Annotated in this window: 21 protein-coding genes and 3 pseudogenes; 23 read left to right on the top strand and 1 reads right to left on the bottom strand. The window is 65.3% G+C overall.

The genetic code is table 11. The features are described from left to right. The first annotated feature begins 31 nt into the window (after window positions 1–31). The 9 genes and pseudogenes from NQU54_RS20020 to NQU54_RS19975 all read left to right on the top strand — a co-directional run bounded on the left by NQU54_RS20020 (window position 32) and on the right by NQU54_RS19975 (window position 8387). Window positions 32–712 carry an aminotransferase class III-fold pyridoxal phosphate-dependent enzyme gene (locus NQU54_RS20020; RefSeq protein ID WP_257632242.1) on the top strand — a complete coding sequence of 227 codons (681 nt, stop codon included), beginning with the start codon at window positions 32–34 and terminating at the stop codon, window positions 710–712. Between the two features lie 181 nt (window positions 713–893). Next, a pseudogene (locus NQU54_RS50120) lies at window positions 894–1414 on the top strand (CoA transferase). After that, window positions 1411–2607: an acyl-CoA dehydrogenase family protein gene (locus NQU54_RS20005; protein WP_257632240.1), complete on the top strand. Its 1197-nt coding sequence runs from the start codon at window positions 1411–1413 to the stop codon at window positions 2605–2607. Before NQU54_RS50120 ends, NQU54_RS20005 begins: the two are co-directional and overlap by 4 nt. A gap of 113 nt (window positions 2608–2720) precedes the next feature. Next, window positions 2721–3290, top strand: a pseudogene (locus NQU54_RS20000) (hypothetical protein). A gap of 129 nt (window positions 3291–3419) precedes the next feature. Further along, window positions 3420–4616: a CaiB/BaiF CoA transferase family protein gene (locus NQU54_RS19995; RefSeq protein WP_257632239.1), complete on the top strand. Its 1197-nt coding sequence runs from the start codon at window positions 3420–3422 to the stop codon at window positions 4614–4616. Then, on the top strand, window positions 4616–5755 hold the full coding sequence (locus NQU54_RS19990; RefSeq protein ID WP_257632238.1) for an acyl-CoA dehydrogenase family protein: 1140 nt from the start codon (window positions 4616–4618) through the stop codon (window positions 5753–5755). The genes NQU54_RS19995 and NQU54_RS19990 overlap by 1 nt, the downstream gene beginning before the upstream one ends. Continuing rightward, on the top strand, window positions 5752–6810 hold the full coding sequence (locus NQU54_RS49790) for an acyl-CoA dehydrogenase family protein (RefSeq protein ID WP_257632237.1): 1059 nt from the start codon (window positions 5752–5754) through the stop codon (window positions 6808–6810). Before NQU54_RS19990 ends, NQU54_RS49790 begins: the two co-directional genes overlap by 4 nt. After that, the gene (locus NQU54_RS19980; RefSeq protein WP_257632236.1) at window positions 6807–7565 is read left to right on the top strand and encodes an enoyl-CoA hydratase-related protein; all 759 of its coding nucleotides are present in this window, start codon (window positions 6807–6809) and stop codon (window positions 7563–7565) included. Before NQU54_RS49790 ends, NQU54_RS19980 begins: the two co-directional genes overlap by 4 nt. Before the next feature lie 27 nt (window positions 7566–7592). After that, entirely contained in the window at window positions 7593–8387 is a 795-nt protein-coding gene (locus tag NQU54_RS19975; protein ID WP_257632235.1) for an SDR family NAD(P)-dependent oxidoreductase, read from the top strand. Between the two features lie 260 nt (window positions 8388–8647). On the opposite strand, the gene NQU54_RS19970 is transcribed toward NQU54_RS19975, so the two are convergent. Continuing rightward, on the bottom strand, window positions 8648–9340 hold the full coding sequence (locus tag NQU54_RS19970) for a GntR family transcriptional regulator (protein ID WP_257632234.1): 693 nt from the start codon (window positions 9338–9340) through the stop codon (window positions 8648–8650). A 284-nt stretch (window positions 9341–9624) separates the two neighbouring features. Here NQU54_RS19970 and NQU54_RS19965 point away from each other — a divergent pair, with 284 nt between their 5' ends. The 14 genes and pseudogenes from NQU54_RS19965 (at window position 9625) to NQU54_RS19900 (ending at window position 26688) form a co-directional block, all read left to right on the top strand. Then, on the top strand, window positions 9625–11763 hold the full coding sequence (locus tag NQU54_RS19965; RefSeq protein WP_257632233.1) for a hydantoinase/oxoprolinase family protein: 2139 nt from the start codon (window positions 9625–9627) through the stop codon (window positions 11761–11763). After that, window positions 11760–13496 carry a hydantoinase B/oxoprolinase family protein gene (locus tag NQU54_RS19960; RefSeq protein ID WP_257632232.1) on the top strand — a complete coding sequence of 579 codons (1737 nt, stop codon included), beginning with the start codon at window positions 11760–11762 and terminating at the stop codon, window positions 13494–13496. Before NQU54_RS19965 ends, NQU54_RS19960 begins: the two co-directional genes overlap by 4 nt. Further along, window positions 13493–14644 (top strand): pyridoxal phosphate-dependent aminotransferase, encoded by a 1152-nt coding sequence (locus NQU54_RS19955; RefSeq protein ID WP_257632231.1) that lies wholly within the window; start codon window positions 13493–13495, stop codon window positions 14642–14644. The genes NQU54_RS19960 and NQU54_RS19955 overlap by 4 nt, the downstream gene beginning before the upstream one ends. Before the next feature lie 74 nt (window positions 14645–14718). After that, the gene (locus NQU54_RS19950) at window positions 14719–15105 is read left to right on the top strand and encodes a RidA family protein (protein ID WP_257632230.1); all 387 of its coding nucleotides are present in this window, start codon (window positions 14719–14721) and stop codon (window positions 15103–15105) included. A gap of 62 nt (window positions 15106–15167) precedes the next feature. Beyond that, a complete protein-coding gene (locus NQU54_RS19945; RefSeq protein ID WP_257632229.1) occupies window positions 15168–16781 on the top strand; it encodes a thiamine pyrophosphate-binding protein in 1614 nt (537 codons plus the stop codon). Between the two features lie 292 nt (window positions 16782–17073). Further along, window positions 17074–17621: pseudogene (locus NQU54_RS50115) on the top strand (beta/alpha barrel domain-containing protein). A gap of 58 nt (window positions 17622–17679) precedes the next feature. Further along, on the top strand, window positions 17680–18666 hold the full coding sequence (locus tag NQU54_RS19935; RefSeq protein ID WP_372505954.1) for an alpha/beta hydrolase: 987 nt from the start codon (window positions 17680–17682) through the stop codon (window positions 18664–18666). A 152-nt stretch (window positions 18667–18818) separates the two neighbouring features. Beyond that, window positions 18819–20336, top strand: coding sequence for an ABC transporter substrate-binding protein (locus NQU54_RS19930; RefSeq protein ID WP_257632226.1), 1518 nt, complete (start codon window positions 18819–18821; stop codon window positions 20334–20336). A 131-nt stretch (window positions 20337–20467) separates the two neighbouring features. Beyond that, window positions 20468–21415 (top strand): ABC transporter permease, encoded by a 948-nt coding sequence (locus NQU54_RS19925; RefSeq protein ID WP_306278871.1) that lies wholly within the window; start codon window positions 20468–20470, stop codon window positions 21413–21415. After that, window positions 21412–22263: an ABC transporter permease gene (locus NQU54_RS19920; protein WP_257632225.1), complete on the top strand. Its 852-nt coding sequence runs from the start codon at window positions 21412–21414 to the stop codon at window positions 22261–22263. Before NQU54_RS19925 ends, NQU54_RS19920 begins: the two co-directional genes overlap by 4 nt. After that, window positions 22247–23245, top strand: a complete 999-nt coding sequence (locus tag NQU54_RS19915) for an ABC transporter ATP-binding protein (RefSeq protein ID WP_257632224.1) — start codon at window positions 22247–22249, stop codon at window positions 23243–23245. The genes NQU54_RS19920 and NQU54_RS19915 overlap by 17 nt, the downstream gene beginning before the upstream one ends. Further along, window positions 23232–24005 carry an ABC transporter ATP-binding protein gene (locus NQU54_RS19910; protein WP_257632223.1) on the top strand — a complete coding sequence of 258 codons (774 nt, stop codon included), beginning with the start codon at window positions 23232–23234 and terminating at the stop codon, window positions 24003–24005. The genes NQU54_RS19915 and NQU54_RS19910 overlap by 14 nt, the downstream gene beginning before the upstream one ends. Window positions 24006–24171: 166 nt before the next feature. Beyond that, window positions 24172–25026 carry a fumarylacetoacetate hydrolase family protein gene (locus NQU54_RS19905; RefSeq protein ID WP_257632222.1) on the top strand — a complete coding sequence of 285 codons (855 nt, stop codon included), beginning with the start codon at window positions 24172–24174 and terminating at the stop codon, window positions 25024–25026. A 33-nt stretch (window positions 25027–25059) separates the two neighbouring features. Further along, the gene (locus NQU54_RS19900; protein ID WP_257632221.1) at window positions 25060–26688 is read left to right on the top strand and encodes a long-chain fatty acid--CoA ligase; all 1629 of its coding nucleotides are present in this window, start codon (window positions 25060–25062) and stop codon (window positions 26686–26688) included. Window positions 26689–26722 lie beyond the last annotated feature (34 nt).

Raw genomic sequence — 26722 nt, 5'->3', positions numbered from 1 at the left:
ACGGGCGTGGTAACAGCGCCGAGGTCACTGCATGCCGATCCCCACTGTCTCGTCGCTGTCCGCGGTCCTGGGACAACACCTCGCGCCGGTGGGCGGAGCGCCTCTCCCGGATACGCCGATCGCTGCCGTTCACCTGAGCGAGCTTCTCGACCCCTCCCCATATCTGGCTGGCGGAGTACTTCTCCTCACGGTCGGCGTCTCCCTGCCGACGAACAGGATCGGTTGCAAGCGCTACGTCGCCGCGCTGAAGAAGAGCGACGTGAGTGCGGTGGCGTTCGGGCTCGGGCCGAAGTTCGATGTGCCGGCGGGCGGGCTCGGCGGCACCTACGCCGGCAACCCAGTCGCCTGCGCGGCAGCTCTCGGGGCGCTGGAGACCATCGAACGTGAGGCCCTGGTCCAGCGTGCCCGCGACATCGAAGCGAACGTCAAGCCACGCCTCGCCGCGCTCACCGGCGAGGCTTCAGTCGTCGGTGAGGTCCGCGGGCGGGGCGCGATGCTGGCGATCGAATTCGTCCGGCCGGGCACCACGGCACCAGCTCCTGAGCTCGCCAGGGCAGTCTCGGCAGCCTGTCACGCACAGGGCGTGCTGGTCTTGGTGTGCGGCACGTTCGGCAACGTGATCCGCCTGCTACCGCCACTGGTCATCTGCGACGACCTGCTCGACGACGCCCTCGATGTGATCTGCGGTGCCATCGACGAGGTCCAGCCATGATCGTCTCCTTCAATCCGCGCACCGGCGAAGAGCTCGGAAAGGTCGCGGAGCTGACACGTGCCCTGGACCACCTGCAGCCGGCGCTCGCGGCAAGCCTGTTCACCGCGGGTCTGACCGACGAGGATGCCCCGAATCTCGTCGCGGTACTCAGCGAAAAGGTCGGTCGGGTCGCACTCAACGAATGGCCGACCAGCGTCGCAGTCACGTGGGCGTGGCAGCACGGAGGGCCGTGGCCATCCACCTCACCATCGCCCCCTACGAGACCTTGGCAGCCAAGGACGGGCACCTTGCCCTCTGCGTCGGCAACGACGGACAGTTCGTCCGGCTGGCGGCCGAGTTCGAAGACGTCGAGCTCGCAGTCGACGCGCGATTCACCACGAACGCACATCGAGTGCAGAACCCGATGAGCTCGTCGACGTCCTCGACGAGAGGCACCTGCGCACCGACACCGTCGACGCATGGGTGGCCCGCTTGAACCGGATCGGAATCCCTGCTGGCCGCATCGGTTCCATCGCGGATGCCATCGACCTCGCCGAGCGACTCGGGCTGGAACCTACAGCCGAGGTCGGCGAGGCACCCAAGCAGGTGCGCAACCCCATCACCTTCTCCCGCACGCCCATCACCACCTATGGCGCTCCACCCGCCCTGGGGGAGCACAACGACGCCGTCCGCCGCTGGCTAGAGGAAGAAGGAGCACGATGAGCACCCACCACACCAAGTCGCTCCCGCCGATCGACCCGATGGATCTGGTCGGTATCGACGAGCAATTCTCCGCCGAGGAGAAGGCGGTCCGGGACTCCGTTCGCCGGCTGTGCCACGACCGCATCGATCCCTATGTGGCCGACTGGTTCGAACAGGGCCGCATCAACGACATTCGAGGCCTGGCAAAGGAGCTGGGCACGCTCGGAGTGCTCGGCATGCACCTGGAGGGATACGGCTGTGCCGGCATGTCCGCGACCGAATACGGCCTTGCGTGCCTTGAACTCGAGGCGACCGACTCCGGAATCCGCTCCCTGGTGTCGGTCCAAGGATCGCTCGCTATGTTCGCCATCTGGCGCTGGGGCACCGAGGAACAGAAAAACGAGTGGCTCCCATCGATGGCAGCGGGCGAGGCCATCGGCTGCTTCGGCCTGACCGAGCCTGACATCGGCTCCGACCCGGGCGCCATGCGCACCCGTGCTCGCCGCGACGGCGACGACTGGATTGTCGACGGCCGCAAGACGTGGATCACCAACGGAACCGTCGCCGACGTCGCTGTGGTGTGGGCCCAGACGGACGAGGGCATCCGCGGTTTCGTCGTTCCGACCGGCACACCAGGGTTCTCGGCGCCGGAGATCAAGCACAAGCTTTCGCTGCGCGCTTCCGTCACCAGCGAGCTCGTCCTCGATGATGTCCGGCTGCCTGCTTCTGCCGCCTTCCCCGAGGCCGGCGGACTCAAAGGCCCGCTGAGCTGCTTGACCGAAGCCCGCTACGGCATCGTCTGGGGGGCGATGGGCGCAGCACGGTCGTCGCTGTCGGCAGCTCTTTCCTATGCCAGCGAACGCAGGCAGTTCGGCAAGTCCATCGCCGGCTTCCAGCTCACCCAGCAAAAGCTCGCCGACATGAACCTGGAGTACATCAAGGGCGTGCTCCTGGCACTGCACCTCGGCCGCCGCAAGGACGCCGGCACGCTGCGTCCCGATCAGGTCAGCCTGGGCAAGCTGAACAACGTGCGGGAGGCGCTCGCGATCTGCCGCACGTCCAGGACGATCCTCGGCGCCAACGGCATCTCGCTCGAATACCCGGTCATCCGGCACATGAACAACCTGGAGTCGGTGCTGACCTACGAGGGAACTGTCGAGATGCACACCCTGGTGGTCGGACAGGCGATGACGGGACAGGCGGCGTACCGGTGACCATCACGAACCTGAGGGTGGCGCGAGCCGGCTCGCGCGGTCCGCTGGACGACGCCCACGCCCAACTGCGGAAAGCCGTCGACCTACTCGGCTACGACGAGAGCGTGTTCGAGATGACTCAGCGTTCCACTGCGCGAGATGTCGATGTCCTCGTTCCAGCTGCGGTCGAGGGCGTGATCCACGAGCGCAACGCGTCCGGGATCCGCGCACGCATAGTGGTCGAAGGCGCCAACGGACCCACGACTGCTGCCGCGGACGAGGCGCTCGCCGCGAACGGCGTGCTCGTCGTCCCCGACATCCTGGCCAACGCCGGAGGTGTCGTCGTGTCCTAGTGCGAGTGGAGGCAGGCCAACCAGGCGTACTGGTGGTCGGCCGGCGAAGTCGAGATCCGGCTCAAGCATCGGATGCTGGCTGCCTGGGCTCGGGTGCGCGAACACAGTCACGAGCACGATCTCACCTTGCGAGCGGCTGCGGCCACGCTGGCTGTCAAGACCGTGGCGGAGGCGCACCGAGCCCGGGGCCTCTACCCGTGTGATGCCGCCGACTACGCCGAGACTCGCAGCTATCTCCTATTCTCCTATGATATGAGGTATCGTAAAGCTTCACCCGGTCTACAGGAGGGCGCCGATGCCATCGCCGACGATCCCCAGCCACCCAGACCCCCGCGACGCTCCGGTGAGTGAAGGCGGAACCCGGAAGCGTGCGAACGTCGAGTTCCGGATCTCTCCAGGTCCGCACGTTCTACGCAAACGGGCGTCGCCCGCGGCGGCTACGGGCACGGCCAGGAACCACCTGGACGGACGGGCCGGCTCGTGACCGGCGTGGGGGCGCTGCGCGGGACGCGCGTGCTGGACCTGAGCCGTGTGCTGGCCGGCCCGTTCGCCGCCCAAATGCTGGCAGACCACGGTGCCGCCGTCATCAAGATCGAATCGCCGACCGGGGACCAGACCAGAACCTGGGGTCCGCCCTTTCTCCCGGACGGTGGCAGCGCTTACTTCGAGGGCATCAATCGCAACAAGTCGAACGTCTGCCTCGACCTCAAGAACGAGGAGGCGCGCGCGGTACTCCTGAAGCTCATTTCAGAGTCCGATGTAGTGATCGAGAACTTCCGGTTCGGCACCATGGACACCTGGGGACTGGGCTACGAATCCGTGCTGGCCGAACTCTTTCCGCGGCTCGTGTATTGCCGCATCTCCGGGTTCGGCTCAACCGGCCCCATGGCGGAACTCCCGGGCTATGACGCAGTGCTCCAGGCCTTCGGCGGCCTCATGAGCATCAACGGCGAACCACAGCGCGACGCACTGCGCGTCGGAGTGCCCATTGTGGACATCGTTGCGGCCAATCAAGCTTTCAGCGGCATTCTTTTGGCTCTCCACGAGGTCTCGGCCTCGGGGCGCGGACAACTGGTCGACGTGTCCTTGCTGGACGCTGTCATCTCACTTCTCCATCCACACTCGGCCACTTGGCTGGCTAGCGGGGCAATTCCGGCGAGGACGGGGGCCGCCCACCCCGTCATCGCGCCGTACCAGCTGTTTGCCACCTCGAACGGCCCCTTGTTCATCGCGGCGACGAACAACCGGCAGTTCGCTCAAGTCGCCCAGGTTCTGGGGCACCCTGAGCTGTCCACCGACCCGCGGTTCGCTGAAAACAGCGACCGAGTCGAGAATCTGAAAGCCCTCCAGGATGAGATGGGGCGAGTACTCGCGCAATGGGACCGCGACGAGTTGGCGCATGCGCTCCTGGCCGCAGGCATACCCGCAAGTCCCCTCAATGACGTGGGCAGAGCGTTGCAGTCGGAGCAGGTTCTCGCTCGCAAGATGGTGGTCCGCAGCGGCGGTTACACGGGGATCGGGGTGCCGATCAAACTCGGGGTGAGCGGATCACTGGCGCCGCGACCGCCGGCAGGGATTGGCGCGCACACCGAAGAAGTGCTCGGGAGCGCAGGTTACACGGAGGACCAGATTTTCCGCCTGCGCGAGGGTGGCGCCTTCGGAAAGGCGGACTTGTGATGACCCCGGACACCACGGCTGCTACTGGCCGCGATATAGCGGATTTGCGGGCGCGCGTCCGCAAATTCACCAGCGAGCGTCTGACGGCTGGCGATTTCGTACCTCAGTGTGACGCTTGGGTGCGTGGATTCGATCTCTCATTCAGCAGGGCACTGAGCGCGGAGGGCTTGATCGGCGTTACTTGGCCGGCCGAGTTCGGCGGTTCGGGGATGCCCAGCACAGCGCGGCTCGTCATCACCGAGGAGCTGCTCCGGGTGGGGGCTCCAGTGGCCGCTCACTGGATTGGGGAGCGGCAGATCGGCCCCAGCATCCTTCGGTTCGGTTCGCGCGAACTGCAGGACGAGTTCCTTCCGGCCATCACGACCTCAGAGGTTTCCTTCTGCCTCGGTATGAGCGAGACCGAGGCGGGTTCCGATCTCGCCGCCGTCCGAACGACGGCTGAACGGGATGGTTCCGGGTGGCGGATCAATGGCGCAAAGGTCTGGACCACCAATGCACACCACGCTACGCACGCGTATGTGCTCGCCCGGACCAGCCGCAGCGAGATCAAGCACGAGGGATTGACCGAGTTCATCGTCGACATGAGATCGCCGGGTGTGACCGTGCGCCCGATCCTTGATCTGGCGGGTGAACACCATTTCAATGAGGTGCTTCTCGACGAGGTAGCGGTGCCGAGCCGATGGGTCATCGGTGAGGTCGGGGAAGGCTGGTCGCAGGTGACCGGGCAGCTCTCGTTCGAGCGGGGTGGCAGTGAGCGATTTCTCAGCACGTATCCGCTCCTCGCGGAAACCCTCAAGCACGCGCACCTCTCCGGCGACCGAGCGACCATTGAGCAGGTGGGAGCGCTTGCCGCTCGCGTGAGCGCGTTGCGCAATCTCGCGTGGAACATCGCCGTGTCCGTGGACAACGGGGTCGCACCCGTTGCCGACGCCGCGAAGCTGAAGTACCTAGGCCCTGCATTTGAACGTGACGTCCTGAACACGGCGCGCTACGCCGTTGACGTGGGCGGGCTAAGTGACGAAGGAACCCTTGAGCGACTCATTTCAGAGGCGCAAGTGGCCATTCCCGGCATGTCCATCCGGGGCGGAGTGTCGGAAGTGCTGCTCACCCTCGTTGCTCGTTCGGAGACACGCTTGTGAAGTGGAATGATGATGTTTATGACGTTGCCGACCAAGTCTTCTCCGAGCGGGGCAGCGCGGTGTCCGAGACTCCGCACGGCGACGCTGCCCTGTGGCAAGTGTTGCTCGACCTTGGCTGGCCCTACGTTTCGATCGACGAGAACGCCGGTGGCGTCGGCGGAGACCTGATAGACCTGGCGGAGATCGTGCGGGCCTCCGGTCGTCACAACGCACTCGTCCCGTTGGCCGAGACCTCGTCGGCTGCATGGGTCTTCGCGCACGGTGGCGGTTCCGTGGCGGATCTCGGGTCGGCTGCCACGGTCCTTTTCGGGGATCGCATCACCTGGACCACTGCGAGCAGCGGTGTTGTGGTGAACGGCTCGATCAATCGCATGGCATGGGCAGGAGCCGTGCCGACGCTGTTGCTCGTCAGGGCGGATTCGGGGACCAGCTCCATCGGCGTCATCAGGCCTGCGGAGGTCAAGGGGTTGTCGATCACCCAGGGGACCAATCTCGCTGGTGAACCGTGTGCGGATCTGAAGTTCGACTCAGTGCGCGTCGCGAATGACGAGCTGTTCGACGTGCCGCTGACGGTCAGCCAGATTTCGGACCGCAACGGCATCCTGCGCTCGGCTGCGATCTTGGGAGCGGTGGAGAGAGCCGTCGAGCACACAGCGCAGCACGTGGCCACGCGGCGGCAGTTCGGTCGGCCTTTGGTGAAGCTGCAGGCTGTTCAGCATCTGCTGGCCTCCATCATTTGCGAGCGTGATCTGCTCGGGTCCGCGGTGCAGTTGGCCCTCGCGACGGGCGGTGCGCCGGGAGCCACGGCTGCGGCCTCGGCTACCGCGGGACGCGTCGCCAACCGGGTCGCGGCAGTGGCCCACCAGTTGCACGGGGCGATTGGGATCACCCAAGAGCACGATCTGCACCTGTCGACTTCCCGCCTGACGGCGTGGGCCGACAGCCCGAGGTCTCAACGCTCCTGGGAACAGCAGGTCGGTGAACTGGCAGTCGCTCCGGACGACCAGGCCCTCTGGGAATTGATGACGAACGAAAGCGAGCTGAGCACACGGTGAACACTGGGGCGCACGTCACCTCGCTCGATGACGGTACGCGGATTTTGACGTTGTCGAATCCAGCGAAGCGAAACGCTTTGGACCCGGCGATGTGTGAGGCCATGGCCACCTCGATCGCCGCACTGGCGAGCGACCGCGGGGCTCGTTCGCTGATCGTCACAGGGGAAGGTGAAGCGTTCTGTGCCGGGGCCGACCTTCCCGCCATGCTCGACGATCTCGATCGTCCGGTGGCCGAGATCAGAACGAGCTTGCAGAATGCCTACGCGAGCTTTTTGGGAATTCGATCACTGACCATCCCCACCATCGCCGCAGTTACCGGTCCGGCGGTCGGTGCCGGCCTCAACATCGCGCTGAGTTGCGACATCGTCATCGCGAGTCCCACCGCGACTTTCGGCGCTACATTCTCGCGGATCGGTCTCCACCCGGGAGGAGGCGCGACTGCCTTCCTGGTGGAATCGTTGGGTAGGCAGCGGGCTGCACGGGTTCTGCTAGAGGGCAGAACGTTGAGCGCGGACGACGCATTGTCGTGGGGCCTCGTCGAGTCTGTGATGGAAGACCCGCTGCAGGACGCGCGGGCTCTCGCCGCAAAGGTCGCCCTCCTCGGACCCGAGCTGGCGCAGAACATCAAGGAGGCCGTACGACTGGCCACGCAGGAACCACTCGAATCGGTCGTTTCGTTCGAATCTTGGGCGCAGGCATCGAGCGCCAAGGGGGAGCGGGCCGCGGCCGCAGTGGCGAGTTTTCGAAAGCAGTGACAGAAATACCGGCAGAAGGGAACGGACATGAACAGACTCGAGGGAAAAGTTGCCGTCGTATTCGGTTGCGCCACCGGAATCGGGCGAGCAACGGCGGAGGAGTTTGTACGCCAAGGCGCCATGGTGTACGGCTCTGACATCGTGGCGGAACCAGGTGAAATCGGAAAATCTTACCAGCACTCGGTTGTCGACGCCACGGACGAATCAAGCGTGACCGGCTTCGTCGAGGGCGTGATCGCCGCGCAGGGGCGAATCGACATCTGCTTCAACAATGTGGGTGCCGGCTTGCAGAAAAAGGTCAGCGAGACCTCGCTTGCGGAGTTCGACCATCTCGTGCGCATGAACCTGCGTTCAGTGTTCCTCGGCACCAGGGCGGTACTGCCGCACATGCTCGCCCAGCAGCGCGGCAGCATCGTCTCCACCTCGTCCAACGGCGGACTGATGGGCCGTCCCAATGATCCGGTGTACAACGCGACCAAGCACGGTGTCGTCGGGCTAATGAAGTCCGTGGCGGTGGCGCATGCGGCCCAGGGGGTGCGAGCGAACACGGTGAACCCTGGCCCGATCGACACTCCCATGCTTCGGGGGATCTTGCCCGAGGGAGCGTCGCTGGAGGATCCCGAGATGACGCGCCGAATAGTGGCGAGCACGCCGGCTGCACGCATTGCATCGGCTATGGAAGTGGCTCACGCGGTGGTCTTCCTTGCCAGCGATGAGTCGTCTTTCGTGAACGGTGTCGCTCTCGCAGTCGACGGCGCGAAGGCTGCTGGAGCAATGGTCGCCGACAGGTATCGATTGAACTTCGACCTGGGGGTGTCGTAACCAAGCAGCCGGTGGGCCGGGGGAGCGTCACAAGCGAGCTTCGCCGCTGGCGTATTGCGATCCTTTCGCGGTCGATAGGCGTTCGGTTTGGGGAGTGGCGCGGTGGCCGGCACCACGTCTCATCGGAGCGTTCGCGTTCCCCTTCCAACTGCGCTCTGACGGTTCGCCGCAAAGCCCGGCTGAGCACGGCGACTCTGCGGGGGCAGGCGGGGAAACCACGCTCAGCGCCTGCTCCGCAGAATCGTCCTGCTACGAGTTGATCAGCTCGCGTTGCCGCTGAGCTGTCTGTGCCAATCGACCATCGCGTGCTCTCCCTTGTCCAAGTAGTCGGCCAGCAGCCCGGCCGCTGCTTCGAAGTGACCCTGCTCCACTCGGGCAAGAATGGCGCGTCGATCTTCCTGGAATTGCGAACGCAATTGCATGGCCTCGCGTACCGACGAGATGGTCAACCGCAGCTCGGCCATGAGTTGCTTCATGGTCACTGTCGCTCGCTCACTTCGACCGATCAAGATCAACGCACTGTGGAAGTCGGTAGTAGCCCGGCTAGAAGCCGACCAGTCCTGTTCTGTGATCGCTTGGTCACCGAGAGCAACTGCGGCTCGCATGGCACTGAGCGCCTCGGGCGGGACGGTCTGCGCATCGCGCAATGTCCCCAATTCCAGCAGCCGCCGCATCGTGTAGAGATCCCGTATGCCGGCCTCTGTGATGCGCGCCACGAAAATTCCGCGATTGAGTTCCTGGTTCACCAAGCGTTCGTGCTCCAGCAACTGAAGAGCTTCGCGGAGAGTGTTGGCCGAGACCCCGATCGACTGGCTCAGCTTCTCGACCCCGATGCGAGTGCCGGGTTCGAGCTCTCCGGCGGTGATCTGCTCGCGCAGCAGATCGGCCGTGTGTTCCGGGGCGCTCTTGCGCCGGACCACGGCGGGTGACTGCTGGGTACTCCTGGGCGGCATCACTTCGATCCTTTGCGTCTCGTCGATCCTTCAATTCTAGGCTAACTCGGCGCCAAGGTGTGCGGGCATCGGGGCTGATGGCTGGCAAATACACGAGCGGTTGACCTCGACCGTTGAATCATCCTAGAATCTGGTGATCGCAGAATAGAAGTCATGGCTGGATGCCAGGACGTGACTCTGAGGAGCGGCATGATGGAGCAGGGGCCGGCAGGCGAACAGCGGGTGCCCGAGGCTCTGATGTGGCCACGCCGCCGAGCCGCCGCGAGGACGACGGGGCTCGCGCGATGAGCGGCGAGAGCGGTCATCGGAGCGGCCGGCTGGGGATCGGCGTTGACATCGGGGGTACTTTCACCGACATGGTCGTCATGGACGACAGCGGCATCATCCACGTCGGCAAGCTGCTGACGACTCCGGATGAGCCGGCGCGGGCGGTCGAGGACCTGATCAGGCAGACACTGGGCCGAGCGGGCATCGATCCCGGCGATGTTTCCAGCTTCGTGCACGGCACCACCCTCGTCACGAACGCGTTGATCGAAAGACGCGGTTCTCGAACCGCACTGCTCGGCACCGCTGGTTTCAGCGACATCTTGGAGATGGCGCGGGAGCATCGATACGACCTGTACGACCTGATGCTCGAAATGCCCGATCCATTGGTGCCGAGATGGCTCAGGTTCGATGTGCCGGAGCGAATCCTGGCCGACGGGTCGGTTCTCCGGGAGCTGGATTCGGCATATGTCGAGCAGCTGGTGACGGAACTGGTCGACCACGGGGTCGAGGCGATCGCGATCGCGTTCTTGCACAGCTACAAAAATCCGCAGCACGAAGAGCAGGCTCGCCGGATCATCGAACGGATCGCGCCGCACGTGCGGGTCTCCATTTCGAGCGAGGTCGTCCCGGAGATTCGGGAGTACGAGCGCACTTCGACCACCGTTGTCAACGCGTACGTTCAGCGGCTCGTCAAGCAATACCTTGACGACCTGAAGGAACGCTCGGCGGCGCTCGGTCTCCCGCGCCCGCCCCACATCATGCTGTCCAACGGGGGAGTAGCCACTCTCGACACCGCCGGAGAGTTCCCGGTCCGCATGCTGGAGTCCGGGCCGGCCGGGGGTGCCCTGGCCGCGGCGGCTTTCGGGAAGGCGACAGGTACGCCGGACCTCATGGCGTTCGACATGGGCGGAACGACGGCCAAGCTGTGCATGATCGAGAACGGCGCGCCGGTGGTCGCGCATGACTTCGAAGTCGACCGGGTCTACCGGATGAAGCCTGGCTCCGGAATCCCGGTGCGGATTCCCGTCATCGACATGATCGAGATCGGTGTCGGCGGGGGCTCCATCGCGAGAATCGACGCACTGGGACTGCTCACGGTCGGTCCCGATTCCGCTGGATCCGTTCCGGGGCCGGTGTCGTACCGGCGAGGTGGCACAGAGCCGACGGTGACCGACGCCGACCTGCTGCTCGGCTACCTGGACGCCACGTACTTCCTGGGGGGCGAGATGGAGCTGGACCTCGAAGGCGCTCGTTCGGCTATCAAGAAGCGCATCGCCGACCCGCTGGGCGTGTCGGTCGAGGAGGCTGCGTACGGCATCCATGACAGCGTGAACAGCAGCATGGCCAACGCCGCCCGGGTCCACGCCATCGAACAGGGCAAGGATCCGGTAGGACAGCCGCTGTTCACGTCGGGCGGTGCCGGGCCGGTCCACGGCGCGGGTGTGGCTCGGGCGTTGGGTGCGACCACCGTGATCTGTCCCGCCGGCGCGGGGGTCATCAGTGCGGCCGGCTTCCACACTGCACCCCTGGCCTTCGATTTCGTTCGTTCCACGCACGCGGCGCTCGACTCCATTGACGGGCAGACGATGCGGAGAGAGTTTGCTGCAATGGAGGCGGACGGAGAGAAGATTCTGCGCGATTCCGGCCTGCGAACTGCCGAAATTTCACACCGGCATTCGGCCGAGGTCAGATATGTGGGGCAGGGCTTCGAGATCCTGGTGCCGATCTCCCCAGAATCAGACGACTGGCGCGCCGAGCTGAAGGAAAGCTACCGCCGGCAGTACGAGCTTCTCTACAAGCGGCAGGGTCCGGATGTGCCGCTCGAGGTCTTGAACTGGCGGGTCGTGTCCAGCGGGCCGGCCCCTGCTCAGTCGCTTCGCCGCCCGCGGAATGCGGGTGACAAGCCGGGCAACGCCCGCAAAGGCACTCGATCGGCGTACTTTCCCGCGTTGGGCGGGTACCACCCGACGCCGGTCTACGACAGGTATGCGCTCCAGCCCGGGACGAGGGTGCACGGCCCGGCGATCGTCGAGGAGCGGGAGTCGACGTTGGTCGTGCCTCCCGACTCGGAATGCGTCGTCGAGGACGACGGGACTTTGGTCCTCCATCTGCTTTCTCCCGCACACTCCACGCCCCAGGACGGATCACTTCGATGACGCGCGCCAGTACGTTGGACCCCTTTGTCGTCGGGGCGGTGTCGAGCCGGCTTTCATCCGTGCTGCAAGAGCAGCAGACCGCATTGGTCAACACCGCTTTCAGCTCGATCGTTCGAGAGTCGCTCGACCTCGCCTGTGCCGTGTTCGACTCGAAGGGCGAGATGATCGGCCAGTCGGTGGGAGGGACGCCCGGCCACATCAACGCAATGGCGACGGGCATGCACCACTTCGTGTCGGCCTACCCCCCGGAGACTCTCGATCCCGGCGACGTGCTGTTCACCAATGACCCGTGGATGACTGCCGGCCAAATCAACGACATCTCCGTCGCAACACCGGTGTTTCGTGATGGCGTGCTGGTCGCGTGGTTCGCGACCTGCTGCCATGCGCCCGACATCGGGGGACGGGTGCTCTCGGCGCAGGCATCAGAAGTCTTCGAAGAGGGACTGGCCATCCCCATCATGAAGCTCTTCCGCGCAGGGCAGCCCAATGTCGACATTGTCGACGTTATCCGCCAGAACGTGCGGACTCCGGACGAAACGATCGGCGACCTTTACGCGCAGGCTTCAGCGAACGCCGTTGGCGCTGACAGTTTGCTGCGACTCATGGACGAATACAACCTGTCCAGTATCGACGAGATCGCGGCCGAGATCATGTCAAGATCAGAGATCGCGCTCCGAGAGGCGATTCGCGCGGTACCTGATGGCGTATACCGCTCGGAGATCGAGTGCGACGGATTCGACGGTGAAGGTCTCTTCCTCGCGCTTGCACTCACGGTGGCGGATGGCGAGGTCCACCTGGATTACTCCGGCTGTTCTTCCGAAAGCAAGAGCGGTGTGAATGTAGTTCTCAACTACACAAAGGCGTACTCGTCGTTCGCTATCAAGGCGGCGATCGCGCCGGATGTGCCGCACAACGCCGGCTCTTTCCGCCCTGTTTCGATCGAAGCGCCGGAGGGAAGCATTCTCAACTGTCGCCGACCGGCGCCGGTGGCCTCGCGTCACTCTGTTGGGCACTATCTCCCCAGCTTGATCTTCCGGGCGCTTGCCCAAATCGTCCCCGACCGGGTCATGGCCGAAAGTGCGGACGCCGTGTGGATGACGGTGTTTCGCGGAAAGCGGTCGGGGGACCAGCCTTTCCTCTTTTCGCACTTCCTGTCAGGAGGTACCGGAGCGCGCTCGTGCAAGGATGGTCTGTCCACCACTTCGTTTCCGAGCGGCCTGCGCGCGGTCCCGACCGAAGTGTTCGAAACGCTGACTCCGATGGTCCAGATGCGACGTGAACTTCGAACCGACTCGGGAGGCGCCGGCGAGTTCCGTGGCGGCCTTGGTCAGGCCACGACCTTTCACAGCCGGGATGTGGATAGCCTCCTGGTCAACGCGAACATCGAGCGCACTCGATTTGCGGCGCGCGGAGCCCTGGGGGGCCGCCCCGGGCTTCCCGGATTCTTCGGGGACGCGACGGGTCGATCGCTGAAGCCCAAGCAGGCGCTGACCGTCAGCCCATCCGTGCCGCTCGAATTCCGTCCACCAGGGGGCGGCGGCTTCGGCGATCCTCATGCGCGCGTCCCGTCTGCGGTTCTGGCAGATGTCGCCAGCGGCTACGTAAGCCAGGAGGCCGCGCTGTCGGAGTACGGCGTCGTCGTCAGATTCCTGGGCGACCCGAACGCGATCGTCCGGCCGCCCGAAGCGTTCGTTCTCGATGAGGATGCGACGCACCAGGTTCGGTCGTCATGACTCCGCCGGCGCTCACGCGAGGATCGCGGCACGTCGAGTCGATGATGTCGGCCAGTCGCCGTGACGCGGGGGTCATGGCATCGGGGCAGTCGGTCAATCTGGCAGTGGGGGAGCCGGATCTGGCGCCTCCCCCGGCGGTCGTCGAGAGCCTCAAGCGGGCAGTCGATGCGGGGCACACGCACTACGTCGACCTGGCGGGCGACGAAGAGCTCAGAGCCGCGATCGCCGCGACCGAATCCGCCAACTGGGGGCGGGAACTGAGCCCGGCCAACGTGCAGGTGACGGCCGGCGCCACGGCCGGGATCGCGGCCGCGATCCTGGGTACCACCTCGATCGGGGATCGGGTGGTCATGCCGGACCCGACGTACAGTCTGTATGCGGACGTCGTACGGCTTGCCGGAGGGATTCCGGTGCCGGTCGAGTGCCTCCCCAACATGCACCTCGACCTGGCCGCCCTCGCTCCGGCACTCAAGGGTGCACGGGCATTCGTCTACTGCAGCCCCGTCAATCCCACCGGCGTCGTCTACCGCCGGGAGGAACTTGAGGGAGTCGCCGGGCTGCTGGATCCAGGCACGATCGTCATCGACGACGGCGCGTACAGCTCGCTGGTTTACGAGCCTCATCGGTATGTTCCTGCTGCCGAGATCCCCTCCTTGGCTGAGCGCACGGTGTATTGCCAGACTTTCTCGAAGAAGTTCGCGATGACGGGCTTCCGCATCGGGTATCTCGTTGCTCCAGAGGCGCTTCTCCCGCCCATCGCTGCTGTTCATCGAACGTTTAACGGGTCCGTCAACGCTGCCGTGCAGAAGAGTGCGCTCGCGGCGCTCGCGATGAACACGTCATTCGCCGATCTGGCCCTTCGGACATACCAACGGCGGATCGAGTTCGTACGACAGGCGATGGAGTCCATTCCACTACTCGAAGCAGTTCCTCCGGAGGGTGCCTTCTATATCTTCCCGAAGATTCTCACGGTTCATTCGTCGGCCGAGATGTCCCGGCACCTGGCACGTCATGGAGTGCGCGTCAGGTCCGGTGGAGAGTTCGGTTTCGGCGGAGAAGGCCACCTGCGCATCTCCTACGCCGCGTCGGAGGAGTCTCTCAAGATCGGTTTCGATCGGATCAAAGCTGCGATGGAACTGCTCGGATAGGAGACCTGAGGTGCGGAGCGTACCCGGCCCGGGATGGGCACCGCTTCCGGCAACACATCAAGAGAGGAACTGCCATGAGCAAAGTCCAGCAGATCAATCCCGCATCGTTCGGCGTCAGCGGACTGCTGTACTCCCAGGCAACCGTGGCCAATGGCTTCGTCTTTCTGGCCGGGCAAGGTGCGGTCGACGAGAACTACAAGGTCATTGCGCCCGGGGACGCCTACCTGCAGGGCAAGAAGATCATCGAGCGGATCCGCATCATCCTTGCCGAGGTCGGCGCAGGGCTGGAGCACATCGTGTCGGCGACCGTGTTCTTCGGGAGTCTCGACGATTCCACCGGGTTCAACCGGGCGTGGGTCGAGGAGTTCGGCGACCATCGGCCGGCGCGCGCAGCAGTCGTTGGCCAGATGGTCTTGGAGGGAATGGTCGCCGAGGTCATTGCGACTGCGGTCCTTCCTTGAGCCGCAAGCCGCCCCCATCGCGTTCGACATGCGCTGTGGCCGGGTAAAGGAGAGGTAGACCGATGCTATTCCAGGACGCGATGTCGATGGCGTTGACCGATCACGGCGTCGACACCATCTTTGGTCTGGTCGGCGACGGAAACTTGTTCGTGATGGAGAGTTTCCGGCGTACACCGGGGACGACCTATATCGGAGTGGCAAACGAAGCAACGGCCGTTGAAGCGGCCTCGGGCTACGCCAATGTCACCGGGCGGCTTGGTGTCGCGACGGTCACGCATGGCCCTGCTTTGACGAACACCGTCACCCCACTTATCGATGCCGTCAAGGCGAAGCTACCGTTGCTCCTTCTCGCGGGTGATACCCGGCCAGAGGATCACCTGCACGCACAGAATGTCCCCCAGCGCGAGGTGGTAGCCGCAGCCGGGGCGGGCTTCGTACCCATACGCACACCCTCGACCCTGGCCGAGGATATCGCTACCGCGATACATCGGGCACACGTCGAGATGCGGCCGATCGTGGTGAATATGCCCGCGCATTATCAGTGGGCCGAGACCGAGTATCTCCGCGCACCCTCGCGTCTGGTCGACGACAAGGACGTCCGGCCCGCGGACCACACGGTCGAGGCCGCGTTGGGCGTCATCGCCGGCGCGAACCGTCCCCTGGTACTGGCCGGTCGCGGCGCGATCGACCCTCGTGCCCGAGCGGCAGTGCTGCGTTTCGCGGCGCGAATCGGAGCGCCCGTGGGGACGACTCTCAAGGCACGTGACCTGTTCCGCGGCGAACAGCACAACGTTGGCATTGTGGGGACGGTGGCGCATGAAGTCGCGCAGTCGACGATTGCCGCGGCAGATTGTGTCATTGCCTTTGGCGCGAGTCTCAACCGCTACACCACGGTCGGCGGGTCGCTCAGCGAAAAGCGGCGAGTGGTGCAGGTAGATGACGACCGCCGAAGCCTCGGGCAGTATTTCGCCCCTGACGTCGGCGTTCTCGGTGACGCCGCGAGGACCGCCGATGCTTTCGTGAAACTATTGGACGAAGCCGAGATCAAGGCGACCAAGTTTGCCTCGCCCGAGCTGGCGGCAAAGCTGGCGCGCACGACCGAAGCCCCGGACCGGAGCAATGATCGGCACGTCGACATCCGCACGGTGGTTCGCCGGGTGGAAGAAGCCGTCTCCGCGGACCGCACGGTCGTAACCGACAGTGGACGCTTTGTTTACCACGCGTGGCCCGGCATCAGCGTCCAAGACCCGCGCCACTTCGTGCACACCGCGAACTACGGCTCGATCGGTTTGGGCATGGGCACGGCTATCGGGGCTGCAGTAGCGCGACGTGATCACCCGACCCTCTTGCTGACGGGCGACGGCGGGTTCATGCTGGGCGGCCTGAACGAATTCAACACGGCCGTCCGTAACGGACTCGACCTGATCGTGATGCTATTCAATGACGGTTCATTCGGTGCCGAACACATCCAGTTGGTCAATCGCGATCTTGACCCGTACTTGTCGCTGTTCGACTGGCCCGACTTCGGGCCGGTGGTCGATGCCCTCGGCGGGCGCGGCTTTACCGTTCGCAATCTGGGGGAACTCGACCGGGCTTTGAGTCATCTACCCGATCGTGATCGTCCAGTTCTGATCGACGTCCACATAGACCCGAATCTGGTGTCGTCAGCCCGATGATCGGGTCAGTCGGGCACTCACGTCTTCGGCGAAGCGGCACGCAACCGACGTACCCGTCCGTCGGCCTCCTCACATCGATGCACACCCGAGTCGCCCAGGATAGAGAAATCGTTGACATATTCTGCGATCATAGGTATCTTCAATAATCCTGTCATTTCGGATGCTGTACCCCGTTGGTGCGGCATTGGAATAGCTCTCACGAGTTGGAGGACCAACGGTGGGCGACCGGAGGCGGCGTATCAGCCGGGTACGGAGAAGCGGCGCGATCAGTCACGCGGACACGGCCGTCGGTATGTCCCTGGTCGAGCATGGGGTGGCGGAAATGCTCAAGGGCGGCGGCGTGCTTATAAACATCGGCAGCCGGACCGGGTCAAGATCGCCGCCGGCATCCGCGCCAAGTGGGTGTCTCGCGGATGAGCGGTCCCGATCTGATCGGCAGCACCGTCGCGCCCGCCTCGATCCCGGCCGGCTACGCCCACCACATCGGCAAGTGGGCCTTTCAGGTCCCGTTCGTGTGCGGCCCGATCGACCTCGGTGAGGCGCTGCGCCGGATCACCGAGGGGCGGTGATGATTCGCTCCAAAAGGGCGAAGTCGGCACCGGCGACGTGTTCGACGCGTTGACCCCCCATGCGCACCATCCGCAAGGAGATCCGGCGGACTGGCGGCATCTTCAATCCGGGCAACCCCGCCGAGCGGGCCGGAGCGATCGCAAAGACCACGACCTTCCACGACGACCCCGACGTCGTCACGAAGGTCTCTCGCGGGCTCGGCGAGGCGATGGCCGGCTCAACTTCGAGGAGATCCCTCAGCCGCACCGGTCGGCGGAGCACGGATGGTGATCGTGCGGCCGGTGAGTTGCACCACCACCCCGAACTCGGACGGAATGAGGACGCGAGCATGACCACCTTCCCGGCCATGGACCCCGAGCTTGCGGCTGCCGCCGCCGAGTTCCCCGATCTCGACATCACCGACATTACCGGCCTCCTGGCTGCGCGACGGGTCTCCGACGAGTCGAGCGCCGCGTCGATCGCGGGCTTGTCCTACGACGGCGTCGACGTCCGTGAGATCTCGGCCCCGGGTCTGGGTGCTGCTCCGGACGTCCCGATCCGCTTGCTGAGGCCGGTGGGCACGCCGGGGCCGCTTCCCGTTCTGCTCGCCATGCACGGCGGTGGCTTCGTCCTCGGCAAAGCGCAGGATTATGAGTACTTCTGCCTGGAGGTCGTCCGCGATCTGCGGATCGCCGTGGCCAATGTGGAGTACCGGCTCGCCCCGGAGACTCCGTTCCCCGGCCCGCTCGACGACTGTTACGCGGCATTGAGTCACGTCCATGCGCACGGCGAGGAGCTGGGCATCGACCGAGCCCGGATCGCCGTGGGCGGATCGAGCGCCGGCGGCGGCCTCGCGGCCGGAACCGTTCTCCGGGCGCGGGACGAAGGTGGCGCCCCGATCGCGTTTCAGTTCCTGGTCAGCCCGGCGCTCGACGACCGTGCCAGCACTGTTTCCGCTCGCCAATTCGCCAACGGACCGATACTGAACCGCCACTTCAATGAACTTGTCTGGCAGAAGTATCTCGGCCCCGGCTATCAGGGTCCCGGCGATTCCGGGGTCTCTCCCTACGCCGCGCCTGCCCGTGCCACCGACCTGAGCGGCCTACCGCCGACCTACATCGTTGCCATGGAACTCGATCCGCTGCGTGACGACAACATCCAGTACGCGCTCCGGCTCCTCCAGGCGGGCGTCAGCGTCGAGCTGCGTTCTCATCCCGGAACCTTCCACGGGTCCACGGAGCTGGCCGCCTCCGCCCAGAGCAGCGTTCGGGCACAGCGGGAGATGCTCGACGCACTGCGCCGAGGCCTGCGGCTCGTCGATCCGCAGGCACAGTGATTCGACTCGGGGCGGTGCCCGCGCCCTTCGCACACCCGGCAAGCCCTCCCAGAGAGAGAATGGATCGATCGGTTATGGCTATCAACCCCGGACGGCGTGCATTCCCCACCGCGCCAGCAACGCGTCGGCCGGACAGTCGGATGCTCCAGCGGGTGGCCGCGCTGGCGCTCGTTTCCCTTCTGGTCGCCGCATGCTCCGCCAACGCCGGCTCCGGCACCAGCGGCCCCGGCGGAGATCCCGTCACCGGTGGAACCTTGAACGTGGGCGTGACGAGTGATATATCGTCTCTGAACCCGTACGACGGAACCGGCGAGTCGACCAGCATGGTCGTGGCGCAGCTCAACGCCGGGCTGTTCAAGCGATACAAAAACAAGGTCGTGCCGGCCATCGCCGAGGGGCTGAAACCATCAGCCGACGGAAAGTCGGTGACGATCACTCTCCGCGCGGGCCTGAAGTTCTCTGATGGGAAGCCGATCACCCCAAACGACGTGGTGTTCTCGATCGAGCAGGCCAAGCAGGGCGGAGTGGTCGGGTCGCTCTACAAGGGGACGATCACCTCAGAGAAGGCCAAGGGAGCCGACCAGGTCGTCCTCGGGCTCGTCCGGCCGACCATCAACCTCGACGCCTTGCTGTCCTACACCGAAGCAGCCATCATCCCCGCCGGCTTCGGCGGGCGCAGCAAGGACGAGTTCTACCGGAAACCCGTCGGGGCCGGACCCTTCGCGTTCGACAGCCGCAAGCCGGGAACTTCGGTCGCCCTGACCAGGAACAAGAACTTCTGGGACGGGAAGAAGCCGTACTTCGATGCGCTCAACTTCCAGGTGTTCAACAGTGTCAACGCCCTGACCTCGGCGTTCCAGGCCGGGACCGTCCAGGCCGTCCCCTTCGCTCCCCGGGAATCGGTCCCCAGCTTTGCCGGGGCGAACATCGTGAACACCGCGGCAGCCTCGACGGAGATGGTCTTCGTCAACGGCCGCACGGGTCCGCTGAAGAATCTGCGGGTCCGTAAGGCCATTTCGGCGGCGATCGATCGCAAGGCCATCGTGAAGCAGTTGGGCGGCGCGGCTGACCGGCCGACCGATACGTACCTCCCGACGACGGTCCTGGGTGAGGCCCACCCGGTTCCGGTCGGGGACCGGGATGTCGCGCGGGTCAAGCAGCTGCTCACCGGCACCCCGTACGGAGGCGGCGTATCCCTCGAACTGATTTACCCCACCGGCGACTCGACTCTCGCCATGACGGTTCAGGCTATCCAGGAGAACCTCGCGAGTGTCGGAATCAAGCTGAAAGCGAAGGCGCTCGACTTGAGCGCATGGGTCGAACGCCTGCTGTCGGGGAAGTACGAGCTCGCCTACCAGAGCATCAGCGCCTCGGGCAGCACCGCCGAATCGCCCTTGGCGTTCTACGTCACCTCCGGAGGCATCGGCGGAGGCTGGTCCACCCGGGTGGCCAAGGCGGCACTCCAGCAATACCAGGCGGCCACGGACGCGGCAGCACAAGCCAAGGCGCTCGACATGTTCCAAGCCTGGGTGAGTGCCGAGCTGCCGGTGATCCCGACGGTCTCGGTGAGTCCGGCTCTAATCCTCTCCAAAAAGGTCGGTGGATTCGAGGGTATGCGTTCGGTGACGCAGCAGTCGCTGCCCCTGGGAGAGCTGTGGCTCGCCAAGTGAGCGACGCCGATCGTGAGTGACCGGCACTGTCCGGCCGGCGCCGGACAGTGCCGCATTCGTAGCCGGACAGCGACCGGGGCCGGTCGCACTGCCACCCGGTATCCCATCCCTCAACGATCACGATCTGGAGAATGGAGCCCCTCATGTTGCTCGGTGTGGTGAGACGGCTGGCAAGCGTGGTGATCCTCCTGTTCGGCGTGCTGGCAGTCGTCTTCATCTTGGGTCAACGCGCTCCGGGAAATCCCGGGCGTCAGCTCCTCGGCCTCAATGCGCCGCAGGACGCCGTCGACGCCCTGAACCACAAGCTGGGCGTGGATCGCTCCCTCTGGACCCAGTTCTGGTCCTACATCGGCAACATCCTCCACGGTGACCTCGGCCGTTCCTACAGCAGCTCCGAGCCGGTGAACGGGCTGATCTGGGACCGTTTCGATGCCACGGCCTGGCTGCTGGTCGCGGGACTCGCGCTGTCGCTCATCCTCTCCATCACCCTCGCGACGCTCGCGGCCCGCTACCGCGGGACCTGGATCGACACCACGATCCGGCTGTTCACCGTCACGTCCATCGCCGTGCCGACCTTCTGGAGCGGTCTGCTCCTCGTGCTCCTCGTCGCGCTCCCCACCGGATGGTTCCCGGTGGGCGGCTTCGGTACGACGACGGCCGATCACTTCCGCAGCATCGTGCTCCCGGCGGTCACCCTCGCGATCGCCACCGCGCCCATCCAGGTGCGCGTGCTGCGCGCGAACCTGCTCGAATCGCTGGGCTCGGGCTACGTCGAGGCCGCAGCCTCCCGCGGCGTCCCGCGCCGCCGGCTCCTGACGCGCCACGCCCTGCCCAACGCCGCGGTCCCGGCGATCGCGGTCGTCTCGATCCAGGCGGGCTACCTGTTGTTCGGTGCTGTGATCGTTGAGAACACCTTCCGGCTGCCGGGCCTCGGGTCCGGGTTGGTCACGGCCATCACACAGCGCGATTACCCGATGATCAACGGCATCACCCTGCTCTTCGCAGTCCTGGTGATCTCGTTCAGCCTGATCGGCGACGCGCTGTCGGCGATCGTCGATCCACGAGTGAGGGTCTCATGAGCGACATGACCGCCAATCTGTCGACCGGCGAGGTGGTGGCGTCGACCAGGACACCGGCCAGCCGGCTCGGCTACCGGATCGGGCTCGCGATCGTGGGCGTCGCGGTCGTCCTGGCCGTCGTGGGCCCGTTCGTCGTGGCGCACGACCCCTACCAGCAGGAGCTGATGAACCGCCTCGCCCCCCCGTCCGGGGAACACTGGCTGGGCACCGACGCGCTCGGCCGGGACGTGTTCTCGCGCCTCGTGGTCGCGACGCGGGTCGACTTGGGGGTCGGCATCCTCGGGGCACTGCTCCCGTTCCTCCTCGGCACGATCCTGGGCTGCGTCGCGGCGTACTTCGGCTCGATCTGGGACGTCATCGTCATGCGGCTGACCGACCTGGTGCTCGCCTTCCCCGTCTACATCCTCATCATCACGCTCATCGCCGTCGGCGGGTCGGGGATCAAGACACTGCTCATCGCCTTCACCGGAGTGGGCTGGGTCGGGTACGCGCGCCTCGTGCGGTCGGTCGTGCTGCGGGTCAAGAACGAGGACTACATCTCGGCCGCGCGGCTGGGCGGCGTCTCGCACGGCCGGATCATGGTGCGCCACCTGCTGCCCAACGTCATCCGCAGCTCGCTGACCCTGCTCGTCACGGACGTCATGTTCGTGCTCCTGGGCCTGGCGTCCTTCTCGTACCTCGGGCTGGGCATCCAGCCCCCCACCCCCGACTGGGGCGCGATGATCGCCGACGCCCAGCCGTACATGCAGCAACAGTGGTGGCTCATCGCCGCGCCGGGGGCCATGGTCGCGCTCGTCGGCTCGGGCCTGATGCTGATCGGAGAACGTCTCGATGACCGTACGTACTGAGGCCCCCGTCGCCGTCGAGGTCTCCGAACTCACGCTGTCCGGCCCATCCGGCCCGCTCGTCACCGACGTCGCGCTCGACGTCAAGGTCGGCGAGTGCCTCGGTCTCGTCGGCGAGTCGGGGTCGGGCAAGACCTTGACCGTCCGGGCCATCGCGGGGCTCCTTCCACGCGGCATCTCGCAGGACGCGGGACGCATCGACACCTCGGACTCGCGAGTCGGGATGGTCTTTCAAGACCCGATGCGCTCCCTCAACCCGACGTTCACCATCCGGCGTACGATGCGCGAGCCGCTGGTCCAGCACCATGCGCTGTCCCGCAGAGCCGCGGACCGCCGTGCTCTTGAGCTGCTGAACGACGTCGGGATCAAGGACCCGCAGCGCGTCGCGGACAACTATCCGCATCAGCTCTCCGGAGGGTTGAGACAGCGGGTGCTGATCGCTGCCGCGCTGGCCTGCGACCCCCAGATCCTCCTGTGCGACGAGCCCACCACGGCGTTGGACGTGACCACGCAGGCGACCATCCTCGATCTCTTGCAGCGGCTGCGGGAGGAGCGAGAACTGGCGATGCTCTTCGTATCGCACGACCTCGCCGTCATCTCGCATGTCTCCGATCGAGTGGCGGTCATGTACGCCGGCCAGATCGTCGAGGTCGGGCCGACGAGCGAGATCCTGCGCGCCCCGCACCACGCCTACACCGCCGGACTGCTGCGGTCGAGCCCCTCCAACGGCCACCCGGACGAGCCGCTGTTCGCGATCGGTGGCACCGCTCCCCAGCGGTTCGGCGAAATCGTCGGCTGCCGCTTCGCCGCCCGCTGCCCCTGGGCGGCACCGGCGTGCACGGCCGGGCCCGTGGCGTTCGCCCGCCTCGGCGATCGGCAAACCGCTCGTTGTGTTCGCCCAGATGACGTCGCGGCGAGTCTTTCGCTGCCAGCCGAGCGCGGCGGATGGCCGCGCGCCACGGAGGTCCTTGATGCCGATTCTTGAGATCGACGATGTCTCGGTGACGTACGGATCGACCCGTCGCCTCGCACGGCGGATAGGCACGTCGCACGTGGCCGTCGACCACGTGAGCCTGCAGGTGGAACGCGGGCAGATCGTGGGCGTGGTCGGCGAGTCCGGGTCGGGAAAGTCCAGCCTCGCCAAGGCGGTGGTCGGTCTCGTCGAGCCGACGTCCGGTGAAATCCGGCTCAGCGGCCAGGTGATCCCGAGCAAACGGCCGCGTGCGGTCCGGCGGCGGATGCAGATGGTCTTCCAGGATCCGTCGTCGGCCTTGAACCCCGCACTGACCGTCGGGAAGGTCATCGTCGAGCTGCTGGAGATCGACGGGATGGGCCGGTCGGCAGCTCGCAGTCGTGCGGTCGACCTGATCGACATGGTGGGTCTGCCGGCGAGCGCCCTCGACGTCCGGCCCGGATCACTGTCTGGGGGACAACGTCAGCGCGCCAGCATCGCGCGAGCACTCGCGACGAATCCCGAGGTGATCGTCGCTGACGAGCCGACCTCTGCTCTTGATGTGTCGGTGCAGGCGACCGTCCTCAATCTGCTTCGCGATTTCACCGAGTCACTCGGGCTCGGAGTCCTGTTCATCACCCATGACCTCGGTGTGGTCAGGCGTCTGTGTGACGATGTCGCCGTCATGCAGAAGGGTTGCATCGTCGAGCATGGACGCACCACCTCGATCTTCGACTCACCAGCCGACTCATACACCAAGCAGCTCCTGGCTTCGATCCCCACGATCGGCTAGATGCAAGTAGCCGGGCTTCGCCCCGGTCCGACGAGCCGGTGTGTTTCGGGTGGGGTGGGCAGGCTCCGGTCGCGGGTCACTGCGAGAGAGCAAATAGCGCCTGATGTCCTCGTTGTCTCACCCAGAGCTGGAATGAAATTTTCTCATCAACGGAGGCGCACTGATCGTGCGAATTGCTAACCTTGCCGGCCGACTCGTCCTGCTCGACGGGAACGGCGGATGCGTCGATGTTGAGGAATTGAGCCAGGGCCGATTCCCGTCCGACCCGCAGGAAGTCTACACACATTGGGAAAGCTTTCATGCATGGGCGGCATCGGCTTCTCTCGACGGTGCACAGGGGTTCGATCCAGGCGCGCTTGATGCGGTTGTGCCACGACCACCGCAAATCTTTGCGGTCGGGCTGAACTATCGAGGCCATGCTGAAGAGGCCGGCCTTAAGCCCCCTCCCGCGACCGTTGTGTTCAACAAGTACGTCTCCGATCTTACCGGCCCGGTCACGAACATCGGGCTGTCGCCGGCAAATGTCGATTGGGAGGTTGAAATGGTGGCGGTGGTCGGCATCGGCGGTCGACATATCAGCGAGGCTGATGGGTGGGCCCACATCGCCGGTCTCACGCTCGGACAGGACATATCCGACCGCGTCACACAATTCGCTGCTCCGCCGACTCAGTTCGGACTGGCCAAGTCGTATCCCGGATATTCTCCGATCGGACCTTTCCTTGTCACGATTGATGAGCTCCAGGAAGCGGGGCTGAACCTGGACGACCTCGAGCTCGGGTGCGAGGTCAATGGTCGGATCCGGCAGAAGGCACAGACGAAGGACCTCATCTTCTCTGTTCCCGCTCTGGTTGCTCGGATCTCTGAAGTAGTCACACTCATTGCAGGAGACTTAATTTTCACGGGAACGCCGTCAGGTGTCGGCATGGGCATGACGCCGCCGCAGTACCTCAAGGCAGGCGATGAGTTGATCTCATGGTGCGAGGGAATCGGCGAGATGCGCCACCACTTCATCAACGACTGAATCATTCACGACGAATCCTCGCCGGAGTACCCCATGTTGAGCACGATGCAAGACGGACACCTTACGGTCGGCACCCTGCTGCGGCACGGCAGCGAGGTGCACGCGAGCAGCGAAATCATCACCTGGACGGGCTCGGGAGCACGCCGCGAGACCTTCGCCAAGACGGGCGAGCAGGCCGCGAAGCTTGCCAACGCCCTACGCGCCCTCGGTATCACCGGTGATCAGCGCGTGGGCACCTTCATGTGGAACAACGCCGAGCATATGGCGGCGTACTGCGCCATCCCCGCGATGGGCGCGGTGCTGCACACGCTCAATATCCGGCTGTTCCCCGAGCAGCTCGTCTTCGTCGCCAACCACGCCGAGGACCAGGTCATCCTCGTGGACGGCACGCTCGTGCCGTTGCTGGCCAAGCAGCTTCCGCATATGAGGACGGTCCGTCACGTCATCGTCGCCAACGGTGACGCCGCGACGCTCCAGGCACCCGACAGCATAGAGGTCCACTCTTACGACGGACTGCTCGCCGAACAACCCGGTACGTTCGACTGGCCGGCCGTGGACGAGCGCTCAGCGGCTGCGATGTGTTATACCTCGGGCACCACCGGCGACCCGAAGGGTGTTGCGTACTCGCATCGCTCGATTTGGCTGCACTCGATGCAGGTCTGTATGACGGACGGTATGCGTGTGGCCGAGTCCGACAAGGCTCTCGCGATCGTGCCGATGTTCCACGCGATGTCCTGGGGGCTGCCCTACGCGGCGCTGATGATCGGCGCGTCGCTGGTGCTGCCGGACCGATTCCTGCAGCCGGAACCCATCGCGCGGATCCTGGCCGCCGAGAAGCCGACCTTCGCCGCCGGGGTGCCCACGATCTGGCAGGCCCTGTCGCAGTGGCTGGACGCCAATCCCCAGGACATCTCCCACCTGAGGGAGGTCGTGGTGGGCGGGTCGGCTGCTCCTCCGTCTCTGATTCACGCGTTCCAGGAGCGCTACGGCGTACCGATCCTGCAGGTGTGGGGCATGACAGAGACCTCCCCGCTGGGCAGTATCGCGCGGCCGCCAAAGTCCGAGACGGGCGAGCAGGAGCGGCAGACCCGCTACACACAGGGCCGCTTTCCCGCCGGGGTCACCGCGCGGCTCATCGGCGACTCCGGCGAGGAGCTGCCGTGGGACGACGAGTCCGTCGGCGAACTCCAGGTGCGGGGCCCGTGGGTCGCGGCCTCGTACTACGGCGTCTCGGATGTCGACCTGGACAAGTTCCACGACGGCTGGCTGTGCACGGGTGACGTGGGCAAGATCAGCCCGGACGGTTTCTTGACGTTGACGGACCGGTCGAAGGACGTCATCAAGTCTGGCGGCGAGTGGATCTCCTCGGTCGAGCTGGAGAACGCCGTAATGGGGCATCCCGCGGTCGCCGAGGCCGCCGTGATCGGCGTGCCCGACGAGAAGTGGGACGAGCGCCCGCTGGTCGCCGTCGTGGTGCGGGAAGGTCAGCGGGTTACGGCGGCCGAACTGCGGGACTACATCGCCGACAAGGTCGCGAAGTGGCAGTTGCCGGAATACTGGACGTTCGTCGACGAGGTGCCGAAGACATCAGTCGGTAAGTTCGACAAGAAGCGCCTGCGCGCGATGAACTCGCAAGGCAACCTGGATATCACCCACTTGTGATTTCGCCGCCTGTCAATCCCCTCGTTCTGTGGAG

This window comes from Streptomyces malaysiensis subsp. samsunensis (assembly GCF_024519315.1).
GTDB classification, from domain to species: domain Bacteria; phylum Actinomycetota; class Actinomycetes; order Streptomycetales; family Streptomycetaceae; genus Streptomyces; species Streptomyces malaysiensis.
This window is presented reverse-complemented; position numbering and strand designations above follow the sequence as displayed.

Excerpts from the sequence above, each read along its gene's own strand:
- NQU54_RS20005 (WP_257632240.1), top strand. The coding sequence starts at position 1,411 with ATGAGCACCCACCACACCAAGTCGCTCCCGCCGATCGACCCGATGGAT.
- NQU54_RS19945 (WP_257632229.1), top strand. The coding sequence starts at position 15,168 with ATGCTATTCCAGGACGCGATGTCGATGGCGTTGACCGATCACGGCGTC.
- NQU54_RS19965 (WP_257632233.1), top strand. The coding sequence starts at position 9,625 with ATGAGCGGCGAGAGCGGTCATCGGAGCGGCCGGCTGGGGATCGGCGTT.
- NQU54_RS19960 (WP_257632232.1), top strand. The coding sequence starts at position 11,760 with ATGACGCGCGCCAGTACGTTGGACCCCTTTGTCGTCGGGGCGGTGTCG.
- NQU54_RS19935 (WP_372505954.1), top strand. The coding sequence starts at position 17,680 with ATGACCACCTTCCCGGCCATGGACCCCGAGCTTGCGGCTGCCGCCGCC.
- NQU54_RS20020 (WP_257632242.1), top strand. The coding sequence starts at position 32 with ATGCCGATCCCCACTGTCTCGTCGCTGTCCGCGGTCCTGGGACAACAC.
- NQU54_RS19950 (WP_257632230.1), top strand. The coding sequence starts at position 14,719 with ATGAGCAAAGTCCAGCAGATCAATCCCGCATCGTTCGGCGTCAGCGGA.
- NQU54_RS19990 (WP_257632238.1), top strand. The coding sequence starts at position 4,616 with ATGACCCCGGACACCACGGCTGCTACTGGCCGCGATATAGCGGATTTG.
- NQU54_RS19920 (WP_257632225.1), top strand. The coding sequence starts at position 21,412 with ATGAGCGACATGACCGCCAATCTGTCGACCGGCGAGGTGGTGGCGTCG.
- NQU54_RS19915 (WP_257632224.1), top strand. The coding sequence starts at position 22,247 with ATGACCGTACGTACTGAGGCCCCCGTCGCCGTCGAGGTCTCCGAACTC.
- NQU54_RS19975 (WP_257632235.1), top strand. The coding sequence starts at position 7,593 with ATGAACAGACTCGAGGGAAAAGTTGCCGTCGTATTCGGTTGCGCCACC.
- NQU54_RS19925 (WP_306278871.1), top strand. The coding sequence starts at position 20,468 with ATGGAGCCCCTCATGTTGCTCGGTGTGGTGAGACGGCTGGCAAGCGTG.
- NQU54_RS19900 (WP_257632221.1), top strand. The coding sequence starts at position 25,060 with ATGTTGAGCACGATGCAAGACGGACACCTTACGGTCGGCACCCTGCTG.
- NQU54_RS19910 (WP_257632223.1), top strand. The coding sequence starts at position 23,232 with ATGCCGATTCTTGAGATCGACGATGTCTCGGTGACGTACGGATCGACC.
- NQU54_RS19970 (WP_257632234.1), bottom strand. The coding sequence starts at position 9,340 with ATGCCGCCCAGGAGTACCCAGCAGTCACCCGCCGTGGTCCGGCGCAAG.
- NQU54_RS19955 (WP_257632231.1), top strand. The coding sequence starts at position 13,493 with ATGACTCCGCCGGCGCTCACGCGAGGATCGCGGCACGTCGAGTCGATG.